Origin of the sequence: Streptomyces sp. SDT5-1 (assembly GCF_052245995.1) — a bacterium.
Lineage (GTDB): Bacteria > Actinomycetota > Actinomycetes > Streptomycetales > Streptomycetaceae > Streptomyces.
Map to the genome: position 1 here is coordinate 4,368,081 of NZ_CM125963.1, position 23,989 is coordinate 4,392,069.

Below are 23,989 nucleotides of genomic sequence, written 5' to 3' on the forward strand. Positions count from 1 at the left end.
GCCTCAGCCGCGGTCGTAGGAGTGCTGGTACAGCAGTTTCCCCGTGGAGGCGGGCTTGCCGACACAGGAGGCGTCCACCACGAAGGCCGTGACCTGGTGAGCGGCATCGGTCTTGTGGGGCAGCACGACGAGGTAGGCCTTCTTCCCCTCGTAGGTGCCGGTCTCCGAGGCGATGGGGTCCTCGTTCCGGTGGGTGCCGAGCTGGACGCACGGCGGGACCGCGGGGGCCCGCTTCTCCATCGGAGCATTGGTGCCCTGCGCGCTGGGGCCCTTGTCCCGGGTGCCGAACGTCGAGGAGCCGAGCAGCTTCGTGACCTTCGTCTCCAGCGTGTCCTCGGCGAAGGTCGACGCGGCGTGGCTCTTGGTCGCGGTCGGCGTGCCTTCGTCGTCGGGCTGGATGAGCAGCGCCCCCACACCGACCGCGGTGACCGTCAGAACGGCGCCGAGGACGGCACCGGTGCGGCGCCGGGAGCGTCGGGCCTTGCGCCCGGGGCCGGTGGAGCCGTGCGGATGCCCGCCGGGCCGGTCGGCCGTGGCTGCGGACCCTGTTTCACGTGAAACAGGACTCGCGTCGAAAACGGCGCCCGCCTCACGGTCGAATTCGGCGGCCAGGGCCGCGTCGATCCGGTTCGCGACGTCATCGGGCATCCGGGGCGGTTCCGAGACGGCCCCGAGCGTGCCCCGGATCTCCTCCAGGGACGCGAGGACGTCGGCGCAGAGGGCGCAGCCGTCCAGATGCCGCTGGATGTCGTGCGTACGGGAAGGAGGAAGCAGGCCCTCGGCGAGTTCGGAGATCTCGGTGATCTCCGGGTGCTCCGCCGTGTCTGTCGTGGATGTCACGCTCGCCCACCTCCGCCCTTCACCGCGGCCGAATCGCCAGGTCCTGTTCCGTCACGAGGCCCCGCTGCGGGTGGGACGGATGTCCCCTGCGCCCGGTTCCGTCCCGGGGGCGGGTTCTCGCCATCGCCCCCGCCTCCGTTGTCCGCGCGGAGGTGCGTCAGCAGGGGGAGCAGCTTGGCCCGACCGCGTGCGCAGCGGCTCTTGACGGTGCCGGTGGGCACGTCGAGGATCCGGGCGGCCTCAGCCACCGGATAGCCCTGCATGTCGACGAGGACCAGGGCCGCGCGCTGATCGCCGGGCAGCACCGAGAGCGCCTCCAGAAGCTGGCGGTGCAGATCGCCGCGCTCGACCGGGGCCTCCGCCGACTCGTGCGGCTCCAGGAGCTGGTCCAGGCGGTCGGCGTCGTCCACGGGCGCGGTCTTGCGGGAGGCCATCTTGCGGGCGCGGTCCAGGCACGCGTTCACGGTGATGCGGTGCAGCCAGGTCGTCACCGCGGACTGGCCGCGGAAGGTGTGAGCGGCGCGGTAGGCGGAGACCAGCGCGTCCTGCACGGCGTCCGCGGCTTCCTCCCGGTCCCCCAGGGTGCGCAGGGCCACCGCCCAGAGCCGGTCCCTGTGACGTCGGACAAGTTCACCAAAGGCGTCTTTGTCGCCCGCCACATGACGGGAGAGGAGGTCCTGATCGCTTGCTCCGCCGTAGGCGTCGTGCACTCCCGAACCCCCTCCCCGTGACGCTTCGTGCCCGCTAGCCGGTGAACTCCACGTCGGTGATGCCCTGCTTGTAGCCGGCGCTGCTGTAGCCATCCTGGCCCGCGTGGGGCAGCGCGGTCAGCCAGACGAGCAGATAGCGCGTCTTGACCGGGTCCTTGGCCGCGATCTTCGCGGAGGTGGTGCTCGAATCCGTCTTGGACCCGATCTGCTTCAGACCGGACACCGAGCCGGGGTCGAGGGACGGCGAGGCGTACAGCGAGACCGTGGTGTGGTCGCCGCCGTAGCGGAGCCCTATTGAGGCCGCCGACACGTTCTTGGCCGAGCCGAGGTCGTAGACGATGCCGACGCCGGGCTTGATGACCATCTTCGGACCGTCGACGAAGGACTTGGTCCGCCAGTACGTCGACTTGCTGTCGTCGTAGGTCTTGTCGACGTCGGCCGGAGCCTGTGCATCGCCCTCGGCGACGAACTCCTTGGCGCTCTCGATGGAGAGCGGCTTGGCGTCGGGCTTGGCGCCCTTGTCGTTGTCCTCCGAGGTGTCCGTGGAGCCGGAGCTGCCCGGGTTGCCGCGGTCCATGAGGGCGTCCGCGAGCTGCCAGCTGCCCAGGCCGAGGGCCGCGATGAGCAGCGCGGACACGGCCCACTTGAGGGCCTTGCCGGTACGGCTCTGCAGTGGGGGCGGCGGAGTGGAGACGGGCTGCGTGGCGGCGGGCGCCGGGCGGCCGTAGTTCCCCTGCTGGTACGTGGTCCGCTGGTACTCGGGCGGCGCCGTGAAGGCGGGCTCCGGCGGGCGGATCTTCGGCATCTCGCCGATGGCCTTCACCAGGTCCTCCGGCGTGGTGCACGCCGGCTCCTGGCGGGAGGCGGTCGCCCCGTCGTTGGCCAGCGCGCGCATGGAGAGCTCCGCGAGCCCGCGGTGGACGCCGGCGCGCACCTGGTCGGGGGCGATGAGCCCGACGCCCTTGGGCAGCCCCGACAGGCCGTAGGCGTCGTCCTCGTACGGCCAGCGCTGCGTCAGGCAGGCGTAGAGGAGGGCGCCGATGGACTCGGTGTCGGTGCGCTGCGGGGTGTCGCTGGTGATGCCGCGCAGCGCCGCGTTCACGGCGAGGCCGCGGATGCGCCACTGCCCGGTGGAGGTGCGCAGCACGGCGCTCGGCGTCAGGCGCAGATGCGCGAGGCCCTCGCGGTGGGCGGCGGCCATGGCGTGGGAGACCTGGCTGACCATCTGGTACGCGTCGTGCGCCTCGAGCGGGCCGAGGGCGAGCAGCGCCGTCAGCTCCGTCGCGTCGGGCAGCCACTCGTGGACGACGTAGACGAGGTCGTTCTCCTCGACCGCGTCGAGGACCTGGACGAAGCGGGGGTCGCCGAGGAGGGCGGAGGAGCGGGCGGCGGCGAGGACCGAGCGGCCCCGCGGGTGATCGGCGGGGAGGATGTGCACGCCGACGGCGCGGCGGAGCTTCTCGTCCACCGCACGCCAGCTGCTGAAACCGTCCAGACGGGTGACGCACTCCTCGAGCCGGTAGCGTCTGGCGAGCTTGTGGCCGCTGTGCAAATCGGGCGGTGAGGCGGGCCCGGGGCTCAGATGCGTCCCCGTCTCCGCGGTGTCCGCGGCCTCCTCGCGCGCCGGCGCGTCCTGCTCCCCGGTATCGGCCACCCCGTCGGCCGTGGCCTGCTCCGCCTTGTCCGCCTTGGCGGTCAGCGGTTCGTCACCGCTGTTGTCGGCCACGTCGACGGCAGCCGTGCTCCGTTCCGCCACCGTCGTTCCTGCCTCCCCATCCGTTGCGCTCACTCCGACGCCAAAGCCAATTGTGCCCACAGTCCGGTGCTATGCACGACACGCGGTGACCGTCGATGGTTGCACGCACTTCCGGCCGACTCAGCGGCCGAGACGACCTCGGACCATACCGACCAGCGAATTCAGTTCTTCGATCCTCATCTTGCGGGCCGCCACGTAGAAGACCCCGAGCAGTGCCGCACTGCCCACGACCAGCGCCGCGATCGAGCCGAGCACACCGTGGCCGAGGGCTCGGGTGACCGCGTACCCGATTCCGCCGCCGATGACCGTCGCCGGCAGCGACGCGAGGCAGAGCCGGGCGTAGGTGCGCACGACGTGCGCGCCGTCCAGGTCGCCTCCGAGCCGGTTGCGCAGGCGCCGCCAGGCGACACCGACGCCGATCGCGTAGGCGATGCCGTACGAGAGTGCCATGCCGACCACGGCCCACTGGGCGGGCAGGATCAGGTAGCAGATGCCCGATGCGGCGGCGTTGACCGCGGCGACGATGACCGTGTTGTAGAAGGGCGTGCGCGTGTCCTCGTACGCGTAGAAGCCGCGCAGCACCACGTACTGCACGGAGTACGGGATGAGGCCGAGGCCGAAGGCCATGAGGATGTAGCCCATGGACTGGGCGGACTCGACGCCGCTGGAGCCGAAGAGCAGGGTGCACATCGGGACGCCGAGCGCCACGAACATGAACGAGATCGGCACGATCGCCACGGCCGAGGTGCGCAGACCCGACGAGATGTCGTCGCGGACCGCGCCCGGATCGCCGTCGTGGGCGGAGCGCGAGATGCGCGGCAGCAGCGCGGCCATGACCGACACGGTGATGATCGCCTGCGGCATGCCCCAGATCAGCTGCGCGTTCGAGTAGCCCATGATGCCGGTGCCGTCGACCGGCGACGCCTCGCCCGCCGCGGTGGCGAGCTGCGTGACGACCAGGACGCCCGCCTGGTTGGCGAGGACGAACAGGACGGTCCACTTGGCGAGCTTCACGGCCTTGCCCAGGCCGTGGCCCTTCCAGTCGAAGCGCAGGCGGAACCGGAAGCCGGTCTCGCGCAGGTACGGGATCATCGCGAGCGACTGCACGACGAGGCCGAGCAGGGTGCCGATGCCGAGGAGCCGGATGCCCTCGTCCGGGATGGTCGTGACGCCCATCTGCGATTCGGCCGCGGTCCCGTAGACCCAGATGAACAGGCCGAACGTGAAGATCATGACGATGTTGTTGAGGACCGGGGTCCACATCATCGCGCCGAACTTCCCGCGCGCGTTCAGGATCTGGCCCATCACCACGTGGATGCCCATGAAGAAGATCGTGGGCAGGCAGTAGCGGGCGAAGGCGATGCCGACGCTGTTGGCGTTCTCGTCGCTTGCCACCGTGTTCGACATCAGGTGGATCAGCACCGGTGCCGCGAAGACGACGATCGCGGTGATGGCCGCGAGCGCCACCATGACGAGGGTGAGCAGGCGGTTGGCGAAGGCCTCGCCGCCGTCCTCGTCCTCCTTCATGGCGCGCACCAGCTGCGGCACGAACACCGAGTTCAGGCCGCCGCCGACGGTCAGGATGTAGATCATCGTCGGCAGCGTGTAGGCCACGGACCACGTGTCACCGAGCAGCCCCGCGCCCAGCGCCGCGGTGATCACCATGGTGCGGACGAAGCCGGTGAGGCGGGAGACGAGCGTGCCCGCCGCCATCACCGCGCTCGACTTCAGAAGGCTGGAGGCGCGCCCGCCCTTCTTCGGCGCGGGCGCCGCAGCGGGGGTGGCCGCGGGGGGCGGCGGGGGCTGCGGAGGACCGAGCTGGGTCGTCGGGTTGTCGACGGGCTCGGCCGCCGGGCGACCGCCGCCGTTGCCCGGCTGCTGGTCGCGGTACAGGTGCGCGAAGGCGTCCGGCTCGTGGCGCTCCTCGGCGGAGTGCGTCACCAGGTCGTCCACGCCCACGAACTGCGTCGTACGGGCGTCGTCGCCGTACGGAAGATGCTGGGTGGGGCCCGCGGGCTCCGGCGCGGGCGTGTGCGCCCACACCCGGGGGTCGGGCTGGTGCTGCTGAGCGGGCGGCGGCGCGTACAGCGGCTGCTGGTCCTCGTACGTGCCCGGGGGCGGCGGCGGGTGCGCGGCGCGGTCGTACAGCGCCTCGGTCACCGGGTCCTGGGCGGTCAGATCGTGCGCCCGGTACGGATCCTGCTCGTAGGCGTCCTGAAGGTACGCGTCCTGCGGATACGCGTCGGGGGCAGGCTGCGGCGGCGGCACCTGCCCCTCGGGCTGTGGTGAACCGGCGTACGGCCGGCCGTCGCCCGAGGCGGAGCCGCCCGAGCCGTGGCCACGCTCACCGTCGTACGGCGCGTTCATGGTTACCCCACCTCATCGTCCCCGGCCCAGCGGCCCCGACATCGCTCAACGGTCCACTCTCTCACCCGTGCCCGACGGGGCCGTGCTTTCGGGAGCGGTGTCAGCCGTCGGGTCACTCGGCTGCTGCGGAACATCTGCCCGCGGGTCGGCCTCCGAGTCCCCGTCCGGCCCGTCGTCCGGTGTGTCGTCCGCCTCGCCCTCCGCGGCGGCGGTTCCGCCGTCGTCGGGAGTGTCGTCTGCGGGCTGCGCGGCGGCGGCGCGCTTGCGCTGCTGGTACATCCGGTACCCGGCCAGGACGAGCAGCAGGACACCGCCCGCGATGACGAGCATCACGGTCGGGGTGACCTCGGTGACGTCGACCTTGAAGGCGAGCGGGTCGCCGTACGGTTCGCCGTCCTGCGTGTAGAGCTGTGCGTGCACCCAGATCGGGCCCGTCGCCTTGGCCGTCGTCGTGAACTTCACGGACTGGCTGTGGCCGCTGGCGATCTTCACTTCCTGGTCCTGGAAGGTGTCGTCGCCGATCTTGAGACGGGTGCCGTTGCCGGACGTGAGGCGGAGCGTCAGATGATCGACGTCCTGCCACAGGTTGTTCTGCACGGACACCGGGATGGTCGCGCTGCGCCCGGAGAGCTTCACCTCGGACTTGTCGATCAGCCGCACCTGCTTGGTGAGCCCCGACAGATAGGAGGAGACGCCGTTCCGGAAGTTCTCACCGGCACGCGATTCGGTCCGCCACGACGTGGACATCTCCCGGTCCATCGCCCGGCCGAACGGCGTCACCACGCGGGACTGGTCGGTGAGGACGACCTTGAAGTTCTCGAGCTCGCGCTGGGTCGCCTGGATCTGCTCGAAGGCCGACCGCGGCAGCTCCTGCTTGCGCAGCGACGACGGGTACGAGCGCGGGACGCGCGTGGTGGCCCCGGCGTCGGGCTTCGCCTGCACGGCGTCCGTCAGCGTCTGGGACTGCGACCAGGTGCCGTCCTGCAGCGCGTGCAGCGCCTTGGCCATGGCCTGGGCCTGACTCGCCGTGGGCATCCGCTGCGGGGCCACGACGACGCTGCGCTGCTTGTCCGTCTGCATGTTCAGCATCAGCGACTGCGCCAGGAACCGCTGCACGGCGAGCGTGGAGTTCTCGGCGCCCGTCATGTCGCCCTGGAACGCCGTCGACAGCCGTCCGTCGGCGACCACGGCCGTGGCGCCGCCGCCGATCGGCCGTGCGGCGGACGGCGTGTACGACAGGCCGCCGGTCTCCGGGAAGTGGTCGCTGCGGGCGATGATCTTGTCGGCTCCCGCGGACGTGGCGACCTTGACGATGTCGCCGTCCACGGCGCCCTCGGCGGGCCACGCGTACGAGGTGTCCGGCTTCGTGTGCAGGATCGTCTGCACGGCGAGGTTGGCGGCGTCCGTGGCGTCCTTGAGGTGGCCGAGGGAGCCGGTGACCTTCGTGCCCGTGTGCGCGAGCGAGGCGAGGTCCGGGTCCGCGAACGGGAGCGTGACGACCTTCTGGCCCTGCACGGCGTTCTCCAGGTCGCTGAGCCACTGCTTGGCCGCCGCCTGGTCCCTGCCGGCCCTGACCTTTCCGTCGGGCCCCTTGACCTTGTACGACTCCGTCATGGCGTCGACCGAGGCCAGCAGGTCGGGGTCGACCACCCAGGTCACGTCGAGCTCGCTGCCGAGCGCCAGCATCTGCTGGAGGCGGCCGCCGGGGCCGATCTGCTTCGCCAGGTCGTTGTCGTCGAAGACCGGCGTCTGCTGCTCGTTGGCGCCCGTCTCGGCGGTGAGGTGCGAGTCGGAGATCAGCGGCCACAGGGCCGTCGTCTTCGTGCTCGTGTCCGCGTTGCCCGGCTGCCAGGGCAGGAACGTCCGCTGGATGCCGAGCGTGTGCTGGTACGGCTGGGCCGCGGTCTGCCCCATGAGGGCGACGCTGAGCTGATAGACGCCGTCGGCGCCGAGGTGCAGCGCCTTGACCGGCACGGACAGCGTGAAGTCCTGTGCGACACCGGGCGCCAACTTGGCGAATTTCTTTCCGTACTTGGCGGATACCTCATTGCCGTCGACGGCGCCGCCGGTGCTGTGCTTCGCCGCGTTGTCGACCGCCGTCCGGCCGTTGTAGGACGTGCCGACCCGCAATCCGACGTGGGCGTCGGTGACGGTCTGCTTGCCCTTGTTCGTCACCGTGCCCGTGACGCGGACGGTGTCGCCGTCCGTCGGCGCGCTGGGCGTGAGGGAGTTCACCGCGACGTCGACCGTGCTGGTGCCGGTCGGGGCGGAGGCGGCGGTGGCCTTGGTGGCGGCGCCGGCCGGCGCGGCGGCGGGCAGCAGCGGCAGCGACGCAAGAAGCGGCGCGGCCGCGAGCAGGGCTCCGGTGCGCCGCAGCATGCGCCGGGCAGGTGAGGGACTCACCGTTGGGAAGTCTGCCGCCTCGGCCACGTGGTCGTCCGTCCCTCGTCGTCGTCGGTGGTCGCAGATGTGTCCACGCATGGTAACGAGGAGCACTGTGGCTCAGTGCCACGGTCTGCCCGGGCTGATCGTGGGGCAAGAGTAGGGGGCCGTCCCTGCGCTCCGGTCGCGGGCCCGGCAAACGGTTCGGTTCGGGCCGCCCGGGCCACGTACCCTGTCCTGTTGTGCCGAACGCCAATGAAGACACCCCCACCGCCCTGAGCCAGGTGCAGCACCGCGCGGTCAGCGAGCTGCTGCGGGTCGCGCCCGCCGCGGACGACCTCGCCCGTCGATTCCAGGAGGCCGGGTTCTCTCTCGCCCTGGTCGGCGGTTCGGTGCGGGACGCACTGCTCGGCCGGCTCGGCAACGACCTGGACTTCACCACCGACGCCCGCCCCGAGGACGTACTGAAGATCGTCCGCCCGTGGGCCGACGCGGTGTGGGAGGTCGGGATCGCGTTCGGCACGGTCGGCTGCCAGAAGGACGGCTACCAGATCGAGGTCACGACGTACCGGTCCGAGGCGTACGACCGCACGTCGCGCAAGCCCGAGGTGTCGTACGGCGACTCCATCGAGGAGGACCTGGTCCGCCGGGACTTCACCGTCAACGCGATGGCCGTGGCGCTCCCCGAGCAGGAGTTCATCGACCCGCACGACGGCACCAAGGACCTGGCCGAGCGGGTGCTGCGCACGCCCGGCACCCCGGAGGACTCCTTCTCCGACGACCCGCTGCGCATGATGCGGGCCGCCCGCTTCGCGGCGCAGCTCGACTTCGAGGTCGCCCCCGAGGTCGTCTCCGCCATGAAGGCCATGGCCGACCGCATCGAGATCGTCTCCGCCGAGCGGGTGCGTGACGAGCTCAACAAGCTGATCCTGTCCGCGCACCCGCGCAAGGGCCTGACGCTGCTCGTCGAGACCGGCCTCGCGGACCACGTGCTGCCCGAGCTGCCCGCCCTGCGCCTGGAGCGTGACGAGCACCACAGGCACAAGGACGTCTACGACCACACGCTGATCGTGCTCGAGCAGGCCATGGCGCTGGAGACCGAGGGCCCCGATCTGACGCTGCGGCTCGCCGCTCTGCTCCACGACATCGGGAAGCCGCGCACCCGCCGCTTCGAGAAGGACGGCCGCGTCTCGTTCCACCACCACGAGGTGGTCGGCGCGAAGATGACCAAGAAGCGCATGACCGCGCTCAAGTACTCCAACGAGCTGGTGAAGGACGTCTCCCGCCTCGTGGAGCTGCACCTGCGCTTCCACGGCTACGGCACCGGCGAGTGGACCGACTCCGCCGTGCGTCGTTATGTACGGGACGCTGGGCCGCTCCTCGACCGGCTGCACAAGCTGACCCGCTCCGACTGCACGACGCGCAACAAGCGGAAGGCCAATGCCCTCTCGCGCGCCTACGACGGCCTGGAGGAGCGCATCGCGCGGCTTCAGGAGCAGGAGGAGCTGGACTCCATCCGGCCCGACCTCGACGGCAACCAGATCATGGAGATCCTCGACGTCGGCCCGGGTCCGGTGATCGGGCAGGCGTACAAGTTCCTGCTGGAGCTGCGCCTGGAGAACGGACCGATGGAGCACGACGCGGCAGTGTCGGCGCTCAAGGAGTGGTGGGCCAACAGCGCGCAGGACTGAGAGAGACGTCATCCGTCGGGCTCTGTTTCACGTGAAACAGAGCCCGACGGCGTTTCCGCGGAGGGCATGTTTCACGTGAAACGGGGCCCCCGTCTCCGCAGCAGCACGGCGGTCGCCGCGTAGAGGAGCGCCACCAGCACTACGAGCGGGACCGAGCGGCCGTCCGGCGGCAGCATCAGCGCGGCCACTCCGGCCGCGCCGACGAAGGAGACGTTGAACAGCACGTCGTAGACGGAGAAGATCCGGCCGCGGAAGCCGTCGTCGACCGACGACTGCACGACCGTGTCGGTGGCGATCTTCGCGCCCTGGGTGGTCAGCCCCAGGACGAACGCGGCCACCACGATCGGCCCGGGCTCGAAGCTGAGGCCGAGCGCGAGCTCCAGCACGGCCGCGGCCCCGGCGCAGAGGACGATCCACCCCGACGCGCCCAGCCGCCCCACGGCGGCCGGCGTGACGGCGGCCGCGACGAAGAAGCCGGCGCCCGAGATGCCGAGGGCGAGGCCGAGCAGGGCGAGCCCCTCGGACTCCGTGGACGACCATGCGTACCGGCACAGCATGAGCACCATGACGAGCAGGGCGCCGTAGCAGAACCGCATCACCGTCATCGCGGCGAGCGTGCGCGCGGCGAGCGGACGCGAGGCGAGATGACGGACGCCGGAGGTGAGATCGCGGACGGTGCCGGCCAGTGCGGCGCCGAGCCGTGACCGGATCAACTCCGGTTCGGGCCCGAGGAGTTCCGCGTCCATGCGGAGGGAGGCCAGCGCCGCGCACAGGTAGAGCAGCGCCCCGATGAGGACGACCGCGGCGTCGGAGTCCGAGGCGATCAGCCGGACGCCGAAGGCGAGGCCACCGCCCAGCGTCGCCGCGAGGGTGCCTGCGGTCGGTGAGACGGAGTTCGCCATCACGAGGCGTTCCTCGTCGACGACGCGGGGCAGCGCGGCCGAGAGCCCGGAGAGGACGAAGCGGTTGACCGCGGTGACGCAGAGCGCGGAGGCGTAGAAGAGCCAGTCCGGCGCGTGGCTCAGCATGAGGGCGGCCGTCACGGAGCTGAGCAGGACCCGCAGCAGGTTGCCGTAGAGGAAGACCTGGCGGCGACGCCAGCGGTCGAGGAGCACGCCCGCGAACGGACCCACCAGCGAGTACGGGAGCAGCAGCACGGCCATCGCGGAGGCGATCGCGGCGGGCGAGGTCTGCTTCTCCGGCGAGAACACCACATAGGTGGCGAGGGCCACCTGATACACGCCGTCCGCGCCCTGGGAGAGCAGCCGCAGCGTCAGCAGACGCCGAAAGTCGTGCAGGCGCAGAAGTACGCGCAGGTCACGGACGACAGCCATGGTGCACAGCCTCACACATGAGGTGGGCCCCCGGCTCGCACGCATGGTGCGACCCGGGGGCCCAACAGCCTTCAGGCGGTGGCTGTTTCACGTGAAACAGCCGGACCGTCCTTCAGGGGAAGGTCAGCGCTCGACCTCGCCCTTGATGAACTTCTCGACGTTCTCGTAGGCCTCGTCGTCGAAGTACTGCACCGGCGGGGACTTCATGAAGTACGAGGACGCGGAGAGGATCGGGCCGCCGATGCCGCGGTCCTTGGCGATCTTCGCGGCGCGCAGGGCGTCGATGATGACACCCGCGGAGTTCGGAGAGTCCCAGACCTCGAGCTTGTACTCCAGGTTCAGCGGGACCTCGCCGAAGGCGCGACCCTCGAGGCGGACGTAGGCCCACTTGCGGTCGTCGAGCCACGCGACGTAGTCGGACGGGCCGATGTGGACGTTGTTCTCGCCCAGCTCGCGGTCGCGGATCTGCGAGGTGACGGCCTGCGTCTTCGAGATCTTCTTCGACTCGAGGCGGTCGCGCTCCAGCATGTTCTTGAAGTCCATGTTGCCGCCGACGTTGAGCTGCATCGTGCGCTCGAGGCGGACACCGCGGTCTTCGAAGAGCTTCGCCATCACGCGGTGCGTGATGGTCGCGCCAACCTGCGACTTGATGTCGTCACCGACGATCGGCACGCCGGCCTCGGTGAACTTGTCCGCCCACTCCTTGGTGCCGGCGATGAAGACCGGGAGGGCGTTGACGAAGGCGACCTTGGCGTCGATGGCGCACTGCGCGTAGTACTTCGCCGCGTCCTCGGAGCCGACGGGCAGGTAGCAGACGAGGACGTCGACCTGCTTGTCCTTGAGGACCTGGACGACGTCGACCGGGGCCTCGGAGGACTCCTCGATCGTCTCGCGGTAGTAGCGGCCGAGACCGTCGAGGGTGTGACCACGCTGGACCTGGACGCCCTTGTTCGGGACGTCGCAGATCTTGATGGTGTTGTTCTCGGAGGCGCCGATGGCGTCCGAGAGGTCCAGGCCGACCTTCTTCGCGTCGACGTCGAACGCGGCGACGAACTCGACGTCACCGACGTGGTAGTCGCCGAACTGTACGTGCATCAGGCCCGGGACCTTGGTCTCCGGGTCGGCGTCCTTGTAGAACTCGACGCCCTGCACCAGCGAGGCGGCGCAGTTGCCCACGCCGACGATGGCTACGCGAACCGAACCCATTCCGGTTGCTCCCTGTGTGTACTCGGTGAAGTCCTGACCGGACTTCACGTGGCGGTGTCGTCGGACGGATCCGGCCGGGTGCTGTCCCGGTGCCGGGGCAGGCCGCCCGTCTCTCCAGATGTGTCCTGCTGAGCCGCGTCCCCCGGGCCGGAGCCTCGTTGGTCACGGCCCGCGCGCTCGCTCTCGATGAGCTCGTTCAGCCAGCGCACTTCGCGCTCCACGGACTCCATGCCGTGTCGCTGAAGCTCGAGCGTGTAGTCGTCCAGGCGCTCGCGGGTGCGGGCGAAGGAGATGCGCATCTTCTCGAGGCGCTCCTCCAGCCGGCTGCGACGGCCCTCGAGGACGCGCATCCGCACGTCCCGCGACGTCTGCCCGAAGAAGGCGAAACGCGCGGCGAAGTGCTCGTCCTCGTATGCGTCGGGGCCGGTCTGCGAGAGCAGGTCCTCGAAGTGCTCCTTACCTTCCGCCGTCAACCGATAGACGATCTTGGCGCGACGCCCTGCGAGGGGTGCCGCGGCGGCGTCGGCGGTGCCGGAGCCCGATTCCTCGATCAACCAGCCGTTCGCGACCAGCGTCTTGAGGCAGGGGTACAGCGTCCCGTAGCTGAAGGCTCGGAAGACTCCGAGTGAAGTGTTGAGTCGCTTGCGCAGCTCGTAGCCGTGCATCGGGGACTCGCGGAGCAGGCCGAGAACGGCGAACTCGAGGATGCCGGAGCGTCGGCTCATGGTCGCCTCCTCTCTGCTGCGGTCCTTCGCATCGACTCTTTATGTCGAGCTGATGTATCGACTCGATACATCCAGACGATAGAACTGCTCTTCTGCTGCGGCAAGTGCGGTCACGGTGAACGGCGTCACATCACCGATTCGTAGGAATCGAGTTGCCTGATTTGGGGTGAAGTTCGGCCCTAGGAGGGTTTTGACGGTGCGTAGTCTGTCCGCCATGCAGACCACCGGGAACCAAGTGACGCCTGAGGGCGTCGTCGTCCCCGGTGTAGTGCGGGTGAGTGCCGAGAGGGGCGCATCCGTACTCCGGGGGGACCGGAAACCAGACGCCGTTTCCAGGCGCGCGACCTCGCGCCTGCCCGAGGAGTAGTCGTTCGATGAGCGAGCACCGTCGCAAACCGCCGCAGCCGCAAGGCGGTGGGCGCGCCGCGGCCCGTCGCGGAGCATTCGGAGCACCATCGGGCCGCCGCGCGGCGCCGCGTGGAGGCTCTGCCTCTCCCTCCGCTTCCTATGACGCCCCGAGTTCAACGGGTTCGTACGGGAATCAGGAGGAGGACCGTCCCTGGGGCGGTCGAGCCGAAGCCCGGAGGGCCGCCCAGCGGGGCGGCCGGCGTAGGTCATCCGGAGGCGCTGGGGCCGGCGGCGGAGGTCGCCGCGGCGGCCACGGCGGCGGAGCCGGAGGCGCGTACGGCGCGGGCGGCGGTGGCCCGGAGAAGAAGAAGTTCATCGACTACCCGCGTGCGTACAAGCACGGCTGGCGTCGCTGGGTGCCGTCCTGGCGGCTCGTGACCGGCATGTGCGTCGGCCTCTTCGGCAGCATGATGGTCGCGGCCGGTATCGCGTACGCGCTGGTGGGAGTCCCCGATCCGGCCAAGACGGCGACCGCGCAGAACAACGTGTACTACTGGGCCGACGGCTCCCAGATGGTCGCCACCGGTGGCGAGACCAACCGGCAGATCATCAAGTACGAGGACATCCCGAAGTCCATGCGCTACGCCGTGATGTCGGCGGAGAACAAGACGTTCGAGACGGACAAGGGCGTCGACCCGATGGGCATCGCCCGCGCCGTGTTCAACATGGCCAAGGGCGGCGAGACCCAGGGTGGCTCGACCATCACCCAGCAGTACGTCAAGAACGCGATGCTGGACGACCAGTCCCAGACGGTCACCCGAAAGCTCAAGGAGCTGTTCGTCTCCATAAAGGTCGGCCGGACCGTCAAGAAGGACGACGTCATGGCCGGCTATCTGAACTCGGCCTACTACGGCCGCGGCGCCTACGGCATCCAGGCCGCCGCCCGCGCGTACTTCAACAAGGACGCCACGAAGCTCAACCCCAGCCAGACCGCGTTCCTCGCGGCCGTGCTCAAGGGCTCGACGTACTACGACCCGGCGGGCTCGCCCGGCATCGACCCGGTCAACGCGACGCCGCAGAAGAACCGTGTGCGCGCCGAGAAGCGCTGGGCGTGGATCCTCGACGAGGAGACGAAGGACGGACGCCTGAGCCAGAGCGAGCGGGCGAAGTACAAGGACTTCCCCAAGCTCCAGAGCCCGCGCTCCAACGCGCAGCTCGGTGGCCAGATCGGCTATCTCGTCGACCTCGCCAAGGCGAACGCCGTCAAGAACAGCAACGGCCAGATCACCGAGGACGACCTGCAGAAGGGCGGCTACGAGATCCACACCACCTTCAAGAAGAAGAAGGTGCACGAGCTCGAGAACGCCGTGAAGAAGGTTCGCAAGGAGAACCTCAAGAAGAATCGCAAGGTCAACGGCAAGTACGTGGACCGGTACGTGCAGTTCGGCGGTGCCTCCGTGAGCCCCCAGACGGGTGCGATCGAGGCCATCTATGGCGGTGAGGACGCCACCAAGCACTTCACCAACAACGCCGACGTCACCGGCGCCCAGGTCGGTTCGACCTTCAAGCCCTTTGTCCTCGCGGCCGCCTTCCAGTACGGCGTCCGCGACCCGAACGGTCCCGCCGAGCAGGGCGAGGACATGCGGACGATCGCCTCTCCGAAGAGCCTCTACAGCGGCAAGAACGGGCTCAAGATCAAGGACTGGAAGGGCGACATCTGGACGAACGAGAAGGGCAAGCAGTGGAACCAGACGAACGACGGTAAGCAGTCGTACAACCGGCCCAGCTACCAGATCGATCTGCGCGAGGCGATGCGCGAGTCCGTGAACTCGGCCTATGTGCAGCTGGGCATGGACGTCGGTCTGGACAAGGTGCGCGCCGCCGCGAAGAAGGCCGGCATCCTGGACGCCAGCTTCGCCGACTCCAACTACCCCTCGTTCTCCCTCGGTACGTCCTCCCCGAGCGCGATCCGTATGGCGGGCGCGTACGGCACGTTCGCGACCAGTGGCCAGCAGAACGACCCGTACTCGGTCACGTCCGTCGACCACGAGGGCGAGAACGTCTTCCGGTACAAGTCCACGCCGAAGCGCGCGTTCGACACGAACGTCGCCGACAACGTGACCGACGTCCTCAAGACCGTCGTCGACAAGGGCACGGGTACGGCGGCGCGGCTGCCGGGCCGCGACGTGGCCGGCAAGACCGGTACCACCGACGGCAACAAGTCCGCCTGGTTCGTGGGCTACACCAAGCAGCTGTCCACCGCGATCACGATGTACCGGATGGACGACAACGAGAAGTCCCAGAACCGCAAGTTCCTGGAGATGTACGGCACGGGTGGTCAGGAGAAGATCCACGGTGCGTCGTTCCCGTCCGAGATCTGGCACGACTACATGGCGCAGGCTCTGAAGGGCCAGCCCAACCAGCCGTTCCCGGTTCCGGGTCCGATCGGCAAGGTCGTGGGTGCGACCCCGAGCCCGACGCCGACCCCGACCCAGTCGGCGACGCCGTCCGAGACCGCCTCGCCGTCCCCGTCGACCAGCGAGAGCTCGTCCCCGTCGCCGTCGCCCACGGAGTCCTGCAACAAGTGGGACTGGGCCTGCCAGAACGAGAACGGCGGCACCACCAGTGGCACGGACACCGGCGGCACGACCGACGGCGGAGCGTCCTCGACGCCGACCGACGGGAGTACCGACGACACCGGAGGCCCGGGCAACGGGAACGGAGGCGGCCTCTTCGGAGGCCCGGACAAGTAGCCGACTCGGCCTCAACGCAGCGTGTTTCACGTGAAACGCTGCGTGTTCCACGGCAGACGAGGGCCGTCACACCCCACCGGGTGTGGCGGCCCTCGCCCCGTTCTCAGCCTCGTACGGCAGGATGTGCCGCATGCCCAGTGCAGAGACGACGAGCACGAATCCGCAGCAGCCGGAGCCTGAGCAGGTACGGCCGACCAGAGAGGACGAGGTCGCGGCCGTCGGCGCCGAGTTCATCGGCGGGCCCATCGGGCGGCGGGCGCTGCTCGGGGTCTCGAAGTGGTCCCCCGCCCGAGTGATCGCGCTCGTCATGCTCGGCATGTTCGCGCTCGGCATGGTCCAGAAGTTCCCCTGCTACGACGGGGCCTGGTTCTACGGCGCCAGCTCCCAGTACACGCACGCCTGCTACTCGGACATCCCGCACCTCTACCAGGGCCGCGGCTTCGCCGATGGGCTCGTGCCGTACTTCGACAAGCTCTCCGGCGACATGGACTACCTCGAATACCCGGTGCTCACCGGCGTGTTCATGGAGGTCGCCGCGTGGCTGACGCCCGGCAGCGGCTCCATCCAGCACCAGGAGCAGGTGTACTGGATGGTCAACGCCGGGATGCTGATGATCTGTGCCGCGGTGATCGCCGTCTGCGTCGCCCGCACGCACCGCAGGCGCCCCTGGGACGCCCTGCTGGTCGCTCTGGCGCCCGCCTTCGCGCTGACCGCCACCATCAACTGGGACCTCTTCGCCGTGGCGCTCACGGCCGCCGCGATGCTGATGTGGTCGCGGGGCAGGACCTTCGCCTTCGGCGTGCTGCTCGGGCTCGCGACCGCCGCCAAGCTGTATCCGGTGCTGCTGCTCGGCCCGCTCTTCGTGCTGTGCTGGCGCGCCGGAAGGTGGCGGGAGTTCGGCAGGGCGGCCCTCGGCGCCGTCGTCTCGTGGCTGGCCGTGAACCTGCCGGTGATGATCCTCGCGCGGGAGGGCTGGTCGAAGTTCTACACGTTCAGCCAGGAGCGCGGCGTCGACTTCGGCTCGTTCTGGCTGATCATCTCCCAGAACCGGGACACGCCCCTCGACACCGACGTGGTCAACACCCTGGCCACCACGCTGATGCTGCTCGCCTGCCTGGGCGTCGCCGCGCTCACCCTCACCGCACCGCGCCGGCCGCGCTTCGCGCAGCTCGCGTTCCTGGTGGTGGCGGCCTTCATCCTCACCAACAAGGTCTACTCACCGCAGTACGTCCTGTGGCTGATCCCGCTCGCCGCGCTCGCCCGCCCCAAGTGGCGGGACTTCCTGATCTGGCAGGCGTGCGAGGTCGCGTACTTCCTCGGGATCTGGCTGTACCTCGCGTACACGACGAGCGGGGACAAGCACCAGGGACTGCCCGAGGACGGCTACCAACTGGTCGTGGCGCTGCACCTGTTGGGCACGCTCTACCTGTGCGCCGTCATCGTGCGGGACATCTGGATGCCGGAGCGGGACGTGGTGCGCCGCTCCGGTGAGGACGATCCGACAGGCGGCGTCCTGGACGGGGCCAAGGACGTCTTCGTGCTGGGGCAGGCGACCCGGCCGCGTCGGCACCGGCACGCCGCCCACGCCACGGAGGGCCCGGCCGAGGTCGCCTGGGGCCGGGCCCCGGGCAACCCCCTCTAGCGGGGGCGCCCGGAGGCGGTCAGCGGTCCACGAGGCGGTCGAACTGCGTCGTGGTGTGCCGCAGGTGGGCCACCAGCTCGTCGCCGACCTGCGGCTCGGCGGCGTCGGACGGCACGAACAGGATCGACACCTGCATGTGCGGCGGCTCGGCGAACCAGCGCTGCTTGCCCGCCCAGACGAACGGCGCCAGGTTCCGGTTCACCGTCGCCAGGCCGGCCCGTGCGACGCCCTTGGCGCGCGGCATGACACCGTGCACGGCCTTCGGGGCCTCCAGGCCCACACCGTGCGACGTACCGCCCGCCACGACCACCAGCCAGCCGTCGGAGGGGGCCTTCTGCTGGCGGTAGCCGAACCGGTCGCCCTTGGCGACGCGCGTGACGTCGAGGACGGCGCCGCGGTACTCGGTGGCCTCGTGGTCGCCCAGCCACAGCCGCGTACCGATGCGGGCGCGGAAGCGGGTCTGCGGGAACTGCTGCTGAAGCCGCGCCAGCTCGTCGGCCTTCAGGTGGCTGACGAACATGGTGTGCAGCGGAAGGCGGGCGGTGCGCAGCCGGTCCATCCAGCCGATGACCTCCTCGACGGCGTCCGAGCCGTCGGTGCGGTCCAGCGGCAGATGGATCGCGAAGCCCTCGAGACGCACGTCCTGTATGGCGTGCGCGAGCTGCGGCAGGTCCTGCTCGGTGACGCCGTGCCGCTTCATCGAGGACATGACCTCGATGACGACACGGGCGCCGACGAGGCCGTGCACACCGTCCACGGAGGACACCGAGCGGATGACCCGGTCGGGCAGCGGCACCGGCTCCTCGCCGCGCCGGAACGGCGTCAGGACGAGCAGGTCACCGCTGAACCAGTCCTTGATCCGGGCGGCCTCGTACGTGGTCCCGACGGCCAGGACGTCGGTGCCGAGGCGGGTGGCCTCCTCCGCCAGCCGTTCGTGGCCGAAGCCGTAGCCGTTGCCCTTGCAGACGGGCACGAGCCCCGGAAACTGCTCGAGCACGTGCTTGTGGTGTGCCCGCCAGCGCGCGGTGTCGACGTAGAGCGTGAGCGCCATGGCCGGTCCCGGAACCTTTCGTGGAGAGTACGGAGCTAGGTGAGATTGTGCCGGGCGCTCAGCGCCGCGACATGTAGATGTCGAGCGCCTTGTGCAGCAGCTTGTTGAGCGGGAAGTCCCACTCGCCCAGGTACTCGGCCGCCTGGCCGCCCGTGCCGACCTTGAACTGGATCAGGCCGAAGAGGTGGTCCGTCTCGTCCAGCGAGTCGGAGATGCCGCGCAGGTCGTAGACGGTGGCGCCGAGCGCGTACGCGTCGCGCAGCATCCGCCACTGCATGGCGTTGGAGGGGCGCACCTCGCGGCCGATGTTGTCGGAGGCGCCGTAGGAGTACCAGACGTGCCCGCCGACGACGAGCATCGTGGCCGCCGCGAGGTTCACGCCGTTGTGCCGCGCGAAGTAGAGGCGCATGCGGTTGGGGTCCTCGGTGTTGAGGGCCGTCCACATGCGCTGGAAGTACGACAGCGGGCGCGGGCGGAACTTGTCGCGCTCGGCCGTGATCTCGTACAGGCGCTGCCACTCGGCGAGGTCCTGGTAGCCGCCCTGGACGACCTCGACGCCGGCCTTCTCTGCCTTCTTGATGTTGCGGCGCCACAGCTGGTTGAAGTTCTTGTGCACCTCTTCCAACGAACGGTTCGCGAGCGGCACCTGGAAGACGTAGCGCGGCTGTACGTCACCGAAGCCGGCGCCGCCGTCCTCGCCCTGCTGCCAGCCCATGCGGCGGAGCTTGTCGGCGACCTCGAAGGCGCGCGGCTCGATGTGGTCCGCCTCGATGTCGCGCAGGCGCTTCACGTCCGCGTCCTGGATGCCCTTCTTGATGGAGGGCGCGTCCCAGCGGCGGATGACGACCGGCGGGCCCATCTTCACGGAGAAGGCGCCCTGCTGCTTCAGGTGCGCGAGCATCGGGCGCAGCCACTCTTCGAGGTTCGGCGCGAACCAGTTGATGACCGGGCCCTCGGGCAGGTACGCGAGGTAGCGCTTGATCTTGGGCAGCTGGCGGTAGAGGACCAGGCCCGCACCGACCATCTCGCCGGTGCGCTCGTCGAACCATCCGAGGTGCTCGGAGCGCCACTCCGCCTTCACATCTGCCCATGCGGGAACCTGCATGTGGCTCGCCGACGGCAGGCTCTGGATGTACGCCAGATGCTGCTCTCGGCTGATGGTCCTCAGGGTCAGGCTCATTCGGGGCGCTCCTCGGGCTGGTGTGTCCCCATGGGTACAGGGGCTCCGGCTCTCGCGCCGAAGCCTACTGCGCCCTGGGAGCGCCCCGACCGGCCGTATGGGACTCAGCCGATGACGCCGCCGAAGAGGCCGCCGTGGGCCATGCCGATGAAGAAGCCGATGGCCGACGCTCCCAGGCCCAGGATCAGGCCGAACCGCTCCCTGGTGGTCTCGGAGACGAACTGGCCGTATGCCCCGGACAGGATGCCGATGAGGCCTGCCCAGGAGCTGAGGAGGTGAAGCCCGGGCCAGATCGACGTGATGATCGCGATCGCTCCGAGCACCACGGTGATCCCGAGCAGGGAGTCCGGCAGCGGGTGGGGCTTGCCGTCCGTGGCGAAAAGAGAGGAGGAAGCGGTGCTGTTGGGACGCATTACTTGTGCCATGAGGCACCTCCTGCGGAAGCGGCGCATCGTAGCGCCGTACACACCCGATGTGTACAGATTGCGTCCCCGGGCTGCCGGATTTCAACCGGAAGCAGAGGTGCGGGTACTCTGTACCGTCTGCACCGGTGTCTGTTCACGCCCCCGACCAGGGGCTCACTCCACTGATCAGCGCGGATCCGCTCGGCGGGACCCGATTGTCAGTGGTGGCCGATACCGTTGCTCACGCATAACAACCCTCCTGCCACGGAACGACCGTGGCCGCTGAGTCCAAAGGAGGTGGGTTCCACATGCGTCACTACGAGGTGATGGTCATCCTCGACCCCGATCTGGAGGAGCGCGCTGTCGCCCCCCTGATCGAGAACTTCATGTCTGTTGTCCGTGAGGGCAACGGCAAGGTGGAGAAGGTCGACACCTGGGGCCGTCGTCGTCTCTCGTACGAGATCAAGAAGAAGCCCGAGGGCATCTACTCGGTCATCGACCTGCAGGCCGAGCCTGCGGTCGTCAAGGAGCTCGACCGCCAGATGAACCTGAACGAGTCGGTCCTCCGGACCAAGGTCCTCCGCCCCGAGACCCACTGAACTTCCTAGTTCAGCGGCACTCGGGACTCGAGTAGCAGCAAGCAGCCAAGCAGCAAACCCGCCGAGAGGTTCCCCCATGGCAGGCGAGACCGTTATCACCGTCGTCGGAAACCTGACCGACGACCCCGAGCTGCGCTTCACCCCGTCCGGCGCGGCCGTCGCGAACTTCACGATCGCGTCGACGCCCCGGACGTTCGACCGCCAGACCAATGAGTGGAAGGACGGCGACGCGCTGTTCCTCCGCGCTTCGATCTGGCGTCAGGCCGCGGAGAACGTCGCCGAGTCGCTGACGCGTGGCATGCGCGTCGTCGCTCAGGGACGTCTGCGGCAGCGTTCGTACGAGACCCAGCAGGGCGAGAAGCGGACGGTCGTGGAGCTCGAGGTCGACGAGATCGGCCCCTCGCTGCGCTACGCCACCGCCAAGGTCACCAAGACCCCCGGTCGTGGCGGCCAGGGTGGCGGCGGCGGCTTCGGCGGCGGCGGTCAGCAGCAGGGTGGCGGCGGCTGGGGCGGCGGCCCCGGCGGTCAGCAGGGCGGCCAGGGCGGTGCCCCGGCCAACGACCCCTGGGCGACCGGTGCGCCGGCCGGCGGCGGCCAGCAGGGCGGCGGGGGCGGCTGGGGCGGAAGCTCCGGCGGCTCCGGCGGCGGCTACTCGGACGAGCCCCCCTTCTAGGGAGCAGTCCCTCTCGGGGACCGGGCTCGTACCCCACATTCTTGATCACACAGGAGATACACCATGGCGAAGCCGCCTGTGCGCAAGCCGAAGAAGAAGGTCTGCGCTTTCTGCAAGGACAAGGTCACGTACGTGGACTACAAGGACACGAACATGCTGCGGAAGTTCATTTCCGACCGCGGCAAGATCCGTGCCCGCCGCGTGACCGGCAACTGCACGCAGCACCAGCGTGACGTCGCCACGGCCGTCAAGAACAGCCGTGAGATGGCGCTGCTGCCCTACACGTCCACCGCGCGATAAGGAAAGGGTGACCGACACATGAAGATCATCCTGACCCACGAGGTCTCCGGCCTCGGCACCGCCGGTGAGGTCGTCGACGTCAAGGACGGGTACGCCCGTAACTACCTGATCCCGCGGAAGTTCGCTATCCGCTGGACCAAGGGTGGCGAGAAGGACGTCGAGCAGATCCGTCGTGCTCGCAAGATCCACGAGATCGCGACCATCGAGCAGGCCAACGAGATCAAGGCCCAGCTCGAGGGCGTCAAGGTCCGTCTGGCTGTCCGCTCCGGCGAGGCCGGTCGTCTCTTCGGTTCCGTCACCCCGGCCGACATCGCTTCGGCGATCGAGGCTGCCGGTGGCCCGAAGGTCGACAAGCGTCGCGTCGAGCTGGGCTCGCCGATCAAGACGCTGGGCGCCCACGAGGTGTCCGTGCGTCTGCACCCCGAGGTTGCCGCCAAGGCCAACATCGAGGTTGTCTCCGCCTGAGTCCTGCTCTGAGCAGCGCTGAAGCGAATGTGGGGCCGCACCCTCCGGGGTGCGGCCCCACATGCTTGTGGTCCGTGCTTCTTGTGCTCGTGTTTCACGTGAAACGAGGCGTCCGAAGAGAGCGGCTGTTTCACGTGAAACGGCTCGCCGGCCCGTAGTGAGCCGCTCGCGTCAGCGGGTCGCGCCCGTCACGGCCCAGCGCCCCGAGCGGTAGCGGACCCAGAGCGTGATCATCCGGACCGTCATCATCAGCGCCATCGCCGCCCACACCGCGGTGAGGCCGCCGCCGAGGACGGGGACCAGGAGCGCCACGGGGGTGAAGACGGCGAGCGTGATGAGCATGGCCCAGGCCAGATACGGCCCGTCGCCCGCGCCCATCAGGACGCCGTCGAGTACGTAGACGATCCCGCAGATGGGCTGGGCCAGGGCCACGACGATGAGAGCGGGCAGAGCGGCGTCCTGCACGAGCTGATCGCCGCTGAACAGCGGGACGAACAGCGGCCTGGTCGCGACGATCAGCACGCCGAGAACGACGCCCGCGGCGATCCCCCACTCCACCATTCGACGGCAGACCGCACGCGCGCCCGGTGCGTCGTCCGCTCCGAGATAGCGGCCGATGATCGCCTGACCCGCGATGGCGATGGCGTCAAGGGCGAAGGCCGTCAGGCTCCACAGCGACAGGATGATCTGGTGCGCGGCGACATCGGCGTCGCCGAGCCGCGCCGCCACGGCCGTCGCGATCATCAGGATCGCGCGGAGCGAGATGGTGCGGACGAGAAGCGGCGCGCCCGCCTGGGCACAGGCCCGGATGCCGGCCGCGTCGGGCCGCAGGGACGCCCCGTGGCGGCGAGCTCCGCGGATCACGACGACGAGGTAGACGGCGGCCATGCCGACCTGGGCGATGACCGTGCCCCAGGCGGAGCCGGCGATGCCGAGACCCGCGCCGTAGACGAGCGCGGCGTTCAGTCCGGCGTTCGCGATGAAGCCGGCGACCGCGACGTAGAGCGGGGTCTTGGTGTTCTGGAGCCCGCGCAGCACGCCGGTCGCGGCGAGGACGATGAGCATCGGTGGGATGCCGAGCGAGGAGATGCGCAGATACGTGATCGCGTAGGGCGTCGCCGTGTCGGAGGCGCCGAAGAGTTCGACCAGCGCCGGGGCCGTGGGCAGCGCGACCGCGACGACCACGATGCCGAGGAGCAGGGCGAGCCAGATGCCGTCCATACCCTGCTGGATCGCGGACTTCAGGTCGCCGGATCCGACGCGACGGGCGACCGCGGCGGTGGTCGCGTAGGCGAGGAAGACGAAGACGCTGACCGCGGTCTGCAGGAGGGCCGACGCGACGGCGAGACCGGCGAGCTGCGAGGTGCCGAGATGACCCACGATGGCGCTGTCGGCCATGAGGAAGAGCGGCTCGGCGACGAGTGCGCCGAAGGCGGGAACGGCGAGGGCGACGATCTCTCGGTCGTGCCGGCGTCGGGCGGCCTTGGGTGTCGCGGGAGCCTGTGTCATGGACACCAATCTAATCTTCCACAGGTAAGAGATGCAAAGCGATAGAGCCCCTTA

General features: G+C 69.5%; 19 protein-coding genes. 7 read left to right on the forward strand and 12 right to left on the reverse strand.

The features are described from left to right. Window positions 1-3: 3 nt before the first annotated feature. From ACTWJ8_RS20125 to ACTWJ8_RS20145, 5 genes are all read right to left on the reverse strand, one after another. A complete protein-coding gene (locus ACTWJ8_RS20125) occupies window positions 4-840 on the reverse strand; it encodes an anti-sigma factor family protein (protein WP_443259936.1) in 837 nt (278 codons plus the stop codon). Then, complete coding sequence (gene sigM, locus ACTWJ8_RS20130; RefSeq protein WP_356386543.1) at window positions 837-1,550, reverse strand: RNA polymerase sigma factor SigM; 714 nt, start codon at window positions 1,548-1,550, stop codon at window positions 837-839. Before sigM ends, ACTWJ8_RS20125 begins: the two co-directional genes overlap by 4 nt. A 34-nt stretch (window positions 1,551-1,584) precedes the next feature. Continuing rightward, on the reverse strand, window positions 1,585-3,306 hold the full coding sequence (locus ACTWJ8_RS20135) for a serine/threonine protein kinase (RefSeq protein ID WP_443259937.1): 1,722 nt from the start codon (window positions 3,304-3,306) through the stop codon (window positions 1,585-1,587). A gap of 120 nt (window positions 3,307-3,426) precedes the next feature. Beyond that, window positions 3,427-5,673 carry a murein biosynthesis integral membrane protein MurJ gene (murJ, locus tag ACTWJ8_RS20140; protein ID WP_356386537.1) on the reverse strand — a complete coding sequence of 749 codons (2,247 nt, stop codon included), beginning with the start codon at window positions 5,671-5,673 and terminating at the stop codon, window positions 3,427-3,429. A 45-nt stretch (window positions 5,674-5,718) separates the two neighbouring features. Then, a complete protein-coding gene (locus ACTWJ8_RS20145) occupies window positions 5,719-8,103 on the reverse strand; it encodes a DUF6049 family protein (RefSeq protein WP_356386534.1) in 2,385 nt (794 codons plus the stop codon). A 194-nt stretch (window positions 8,104-8,297) separates the two neighbouring features. Here ACTWJ8_RS20145 and ACTWJ8_RS20150 point away from each other — a divergent pair, with 194 nt between their 5' ends. Continuing rightward, complete coding sequence (locus ACTWJ8_RS20150) at window positions 8,298-9,746, forward strand: CCA tRNA nucleotidyltransferase (RefSeq protein ID WP_356386531.1); 1,449 nt, start codon at window positions 8,298-8,300, stop codon at window positions 9,744-9,746. Window positions 9,747-9,817: 71 nt separating this feature from the next. Here ACTWJ8_RS20150 and ACTWJ8_RS20155 read toward each other — a convergent pair whose 3' ends face one another. The 3 genes from ACTWJ8_RS20155 to ACTWJ8_RS20165 all read right to left on the reverse strand — a co-directional run bounded on the left by ACTWJ8_RS20155 (window position 9,818) and on the right by ACTWJ8_RS20165 (window position 13,011). Continuing rightward, a complete protein-coding gene (locus ACTWJ8_RS20155) occupies window positions 9,818-11,080 on the reverse strand; it encodes an MFS transporter (protein WP_356386528.1) in 1,263 nt (420 codons plus the stop codon). Window positions 11,081-11,203: 123 nt separating this feature from the next. Beyond that, window positions 11,204-12,286 carry an inositol-3-phosphate synthase gene (locus ACTWJ8_RS20160; protein ID WP_356386525.1) on the reverse strand — a complete coding sequence of 361 codons (1,083 nt, stop codon included), beginning with the start codon at window positions 12,284-12,286 and terminating at the stop codon, window positions 11,204-11,206. Between the two features lie 44 nt (window positions 12,287-12,330). Then, entirely contained in the window at window positions 12,331-13,011 is a 681-nt protein-coding gene (locus tag ACTWJ8_RS20165; RefSeq protein WP_356386522.1) for a PadR family transcriptional regulator, read from the reverse strand. 374 nt (window positions 13,012-13,385) lie between these two features. Here ACTWJ8_RS20165 and ACTWJ8_RS20170 point away from each other — a divergent pair, with 374 nt between their 5' ends. Continuing rightward, window positions 13,386-16,112, forward strand: coding sequence for a transglycosylase domain-containing protein (locus ACTWJ8_RS20170; RefSeq protein WP_356386520.1), 2,727 nt, complete (start codon window positions 13,386-13,388; stop codon window positions 16,110-16,112). A 130-nt stretch (window positions 16,113-16,242) separates the two neighbouring features. Then, the gene (locus tag ACTWJ8_RS20175) at window positions 16,243-17,754 is read left to right on the forward strand and encodes a glycosyltransferase family 87 protein (RefSeq protein ID WP_443259938.1); all 1,512 of its coding nucleotides are present in this window, start codon (window positions 16,243-16,245) and stop codon (window positions 17,752-17,754) included. 19 nt (window positions 17,755-17,773) lie between these two features. Here ACTWJ8_RS20175 and ACTWJ8_RS20180 read toward each other — a convergent pair whose 3' ends face one another. The 3 genes from ACTWJ8_RS20180 to ACTWJ8_RS20190 form a co-directional block, all read right to left on the reverse strand. Next, entirely contained in the window at window positions 17,774-18,805 is a 1,032-nt protein-coding gene (locus ACTWJ8_RS20180; protein WP_443259939.1) for an alanine racemase, read from the reverse strand. A gap of 58 nt (window positions 18,806-18,863) precedes the next feature. Next, window positions 18,864-19,985, reverse strand: a complete 1,122-nt coding sequence (gene femX, locus ACTWJ8_RS20185; protein WP_356386512.1) for a peptidoglycan bridge formation glycyltransferase FemX — start codon at window positions 19,983-19,985, stop codon at window positions 18,864-18,866. 104 nt (window positions 19,986-20,089) lie between these two features. Then, on the reverse strand, window positions 20,090-20,410 hold the full coding sequence (locus tag ACTWJ8_RS20190; protein ID WP_356386509.1) for a hypothetical protein: 321 nt from the start codon (window positions 20,408-20,410) through the stop codon (window positions 20,090-20,092). Window positions 20,411-20,697: 287 nt separating this feature from the next. On the opposite strand from ACTWJ8_RS20190, the gene rpsF reads away from it, so the two are divergent. The 4 genes from rpsF (at window position 20,698) to rplI (ending at window position 22,426) form a co-directional block, all read left to right on the forward strand. Beyond that, window positions 20,698-20,988 (forward strand): 30S ribosomal protein S6, encoded by a 291-nt coding sequence (gene rpsF, locus ACTWJ8_RS20195; protein ID WP_164559357.1) that lies wholly within the window; start codon window positions 20,698-20,700, stop codon window positions 20,986-20,988. A 76-nt stretch (window positions 20,989-21,064) separates the two neighbouring features. Next, window positions 21,065-21,661 (forward strand): single-stranded DNA-binding protein, encoded by a 597-nt coding sequence (locus ACTWJ8_RS20200; protein WP_356386506.1) that lies wholly within the window; start codon window positions 21,065-21,067, stop codon window positions 21,659-21,661. A gap of 63 nt (window positions 21,662-21,724) precedes the next feature. Next, a complete protein-coding gene (rpsR, locus tag ACTWJ8_RS20205) occupies window positions 21,725-21,961 on the forward strand; it encodes a 30S ribosomal protein S18 (RefSeq protein ID WP_003949403.1) in 237 nt (78 codons plus the stop codon). 18 nt (window positions 21,962-21,979) lie between these two features. Continuing rightward, entirely contained in the window at window positions 21,980-22,426 is a 447-nt protein-coding gene (gene rplI / locus ACTWJ8_RS20210) for a 50S ribosomal protein L9 (RefSeq protein ID WP_356386503.1), read from the forward strand. A 171-nt stretch (window positions 22,427-22,597) separates the two neighbouring features. On the opposite strand, the gene ACTWJ8_RS20215 is transcribed toward rplI, so the two are convergent. After that, window positions 22,598-23,935 (reverse strand): MATE family efflux transporter, encoded by a 1,338-nt coding sequence (locus ACTWJ8_RS20215; RefSeq protein ID WP_356386500.1) that lies wholly within the window; start codon window positions 23,933-23,935, stop codon window positions 22,598-22,600. Window positions 23,936-23,989: the final 54 nt, after the last annotated feature.

What these genes read in the sequence shown, in the direction of transcription:
- murJ (WP_356386537.1), bottom strand. Translation starts at nt 5,673, where the DNA reads ATGAACGCGCCGTACGACGGTGAGCGTGGCCACGGCTCGGGCGGCTCC.
- ACTWJ8_RS20155 (WP_356386528.1), bottom strand. Translation starts at nt 11,080, where the DNA reads ATGGCTGTCGTCCGTGACCTGCGCGTACTTCTGCGCCTGCACGACTTT.
- ACTWJ8_RS20160 (WP_356386525.1), bottom strand. Translation starts at nt 12,286, where the DNA reads ATGGGTTCGGTTCGCGTAGCCATCGTCGGCGTGGGCAACTGCGCCGCC.
- ACTWJ8_RS20165 (WP_356386522.1), bottom strand. Translation starts at nt 13,011, where the DNA reads ATGAGCCGACGCTCCGGCATCCTCGAGTTCGCCGTTCTCGGCCTGCTC.
- ACTWJ8_RS20170 (WP_356386520.1), top strand. Translation starts at nt 13,386, where the DNA reads ATGAGCGAGCACCGTCGCAAACCGCCGCAGCCGCAAGGCGGTGGGCGC.
- ACTWJ8_RS20175 (WP_443259938.1), top strand. Translation starts at nt 16,243, where the DNA reads ATGCCCAGTGCAGAGACGACGAGCACGAATCCGCAGCAGCCGGAGCCT.
- ACTWJ8_RS20180 (WP_443259939.1), bottom strand. Translation starts at nt 18,805, where the DNA reads ATGGCGCTCACGCTCTACGTCGACACCGCGCGCTGGCGGGCACACCAC.
- femX (WP_356386512.1), bottom strand. Translation starts at nt 19,985, where the DNA reads ATGAGCCTGACCCTGAGGACCATCAGCCGAGAGCAGCATCTGGCGTAC.
- ACTWJ8_RS20190 (WP_356386509.1), bottom strand. Translation starts at nt 20,410, where the DNA reads ATGGCACAAGTAATGCGTCCCAACAGCACCGCTTCCTCCTCTCTTTTC.
- rpsF (WP_164559357.1), top strand. Translation starts at nt 20,698, where the DNA reads ATGCGTCACTACGAGGTGATGGTCATCCTCGACCCCGATCTGGAGGAG.
- ACTWJ8_RS20200 (WP_356386506.1), top strand. Translation starts at nt 21,065, where the DNA reads ATGGCAGGCGAGACCGTTATCACCGTCGTCGGAAACCTGACCGACGAC.
- rpsR (WP_003949403.1), top strand. Translation starts at nt 21,725, where the DNA reads ATGGCGAAGCCGCCTGTGCGCAAGCCGAAGAAGAAGGTCTGCGCTTTC.
- rplI (WP_356386503.1), top strand. Translation starts at nt 21,980, where the DNA reads ATGAAGATCATCCTGACCCACGAGGTCTCCGGCCTCGGCACCGCCGGT.
- ACTWJ8_RS20215 (WP_356386500.1), bottom strand. Translation starts at nt 23,935, where the DNA reads ATGACACAGGCTCCCGCGACACCCAAGGCCGCCCGACGCCGGCACGAC.